A 2,093-nucleotide genomic window follows, 5' to 3' on the forward strand; every position below is an offset into this window, starting at 1 on the left:
GTGTGGGTGAGTTGGAGTATGTGGGGCGTGTTGATTTTCAGGTGAAGTTGCGGGGGCAGCGGGTTGAGTTGGGGGAGATCGAAACCGTCCTCGCCGGCGCCGACGACGTGGTCGCCGTGGCGGTGGTGGTGCGCGACGACCGACTGGTCGCCTATGTCGCCGGCCCGGAGGGGTCTGCGGTACCGCGGATACGAGAGCACGCTGCCCGCCGGCTCGCGTCGTACATGGTGCCCGACACGGTCGTGGTGCTGGATGCGCTGCCGCTGAACACGGCGGGCAAGGTCGACCGTAAGGCGCTGCCCGCACCGGACTTCGTCTCCGCTGCACGGGTCGAACCCGACACCGACACGGAACGAGCCATCCTGGCCATCGTCGCCGAGGTGCTCGGGCGCGAGCGGGACGCCCCGGCCATCTCGGTGGTGGACAGCTTCTTCGAGATCGGCGGGCACTCGCTGTCGGCAACTCGGGTTGCCGCGCGCATCGCACACGTCTTCGGTGTCCGGTTCGGCGTGCGCGAACTGTTCGACGCGCCGACGGTGCGGACGATGGCCGCGTATGTCGATGCCATGTTCGTCGATCGCGGGGGTCGCCGGGCCGGCATCGTCCCGGTCACGGACACAACGGAATTGGGGTCCGTCCCGCGTCCCGCACGTCCGCCGCTGTCGACCGCACAGCAGCGCATGTGGTTCATCAACCAGTTCGACCCGACGTCATCCGCCTACAACATCCCGATCGCGCTGCGCGTGCAGGGGCGTCTCGACGTGGTCGCTCTCCGCGCGGCGCTGGCCGATGTGATGGAGCGGCACGAGGTCCTGCGGACGCGATACCCGCAAGGCGCCGACGGCCGGCCGTGGCAGGACGTCGCCCCGGCATCGGAGATCACCGTCGATCAGTGGTGGCGGAACACCGGCGTGGACACGTTGTCCGCGGAACCGTTCGACGTCACCCGCGACCTGCCGATCCGGGCGGGGATCGCCGATTCCGTCCCGACTCGGGACCGTCCCGACGACCAGGTGCTGGTCGTCGTCGTGCATCACATCGCAGCCGACGGCGAGTCCATGGTGCCGCTCGTCGACGATCTCCTGCAGGCCTACCGCTCTCGAGTCGCCGGTGTCGCGCCGGTCCGCGCTCCGCTGGCGGTGCAGTACGCGGACGTGGCCCTGTGGCAGCAGCGGGCACTGGGCTCGGTGGACGACCCGGCCTCCGAGCTCGGTCGACAGGCCCGCTGGTGGCGGAGTCGGCTTGCCGACCTACCCGAGGTCCTCGAACTGCCCGCCGACCGGCCCCGGCCGCCGGTGGCGTCTCACCGCGGTGCGGTGGTGGAGTTCGATCTCCCGGATGACCTGGCGCCTCGGATCGAGCAATTCGCCCGGACCCACGGTGTGACGGTCTTCATGGTGCTGCATGCGTCGGTCGCCGTCGTGCTCGCCCGTCTGTCGGGTACCTCGGACATCGCGGTGGCTTCGCCGGTCGCCGGCCGTGGGCGGGCCGAGCTCGACGCCCTGATCGGGATGTTCGTCAACACCCTGGTGCTGCGCACCTCCGTCGATTCCGCGGCGACATTCGGTGAGATGGTTCGGCTGGTGCGGGACACCGATCTCGACGCGTTCGCGGCGGCGGACGTGCCCTTCGAGTACCTGGTCGAGGCGCTGGCACCCACTCGCAGCGAGGCCTTCGCCCCGCTGGCCCAGGTGCTGCTGACCCTGGAGCAGACGTCGGTGGGGGAACTGACGGCACCGGGCCTGACGCTCACGCCCGTCGATGCCGGTCCGCCGGCCGCCCGGTTCGACCTGATGATCGGGATGACCGCCGACCGGGACCCCGATGGTGCCCTCGCCTCGCTGGCCGGCCGGATCGTCTACGCGACCGACCTCTTCGACGCGCGCACGGCGCACCGCGTCGCTGCCCGCATCGTCGATGTTCTCGACGCGGGCCTCGCCGATCCCGAGGTGATCGTCGGCGACATCGATCTCGTGGACGAGGGGGAGCGCGCCGCCATCGAGGGTTGGTCGCGTGGTGTGGGTGTGGGGTTGGGGTGGTCGGGTCGTTCGGTGGGGTCGGTGGTTGCTGAGCGGGTGGGGTTGTCGGTGGGT

The 2,093-nt window shown here is 70.3% G+C and carries 1 protein-coding gene; it reads left to right on the forward strand.

What is annotated here, in order from left to right; all coding sequences use genetic code 11:
* Positions 1 to 68: 68 nt before the first annotated feature.
* Positions 69 to 2,093 (forward strand): condensation domain-containing protein (locus ABIC25_RS24905; RefSeq protein ID WP_354563588.1); only part of this gene is annotated, 2,025 nt, incomplete at its 3' end.

This window comes from Gordonia sp. PvP123 (genome assembly GCF_040547295.1).
Classification (GTDB): Bacteria; Actinomycetota; Actinomycetes; order Mycobacteriales; family Mycobacteriaceae; genus Gordonia; species Gordonia terrae.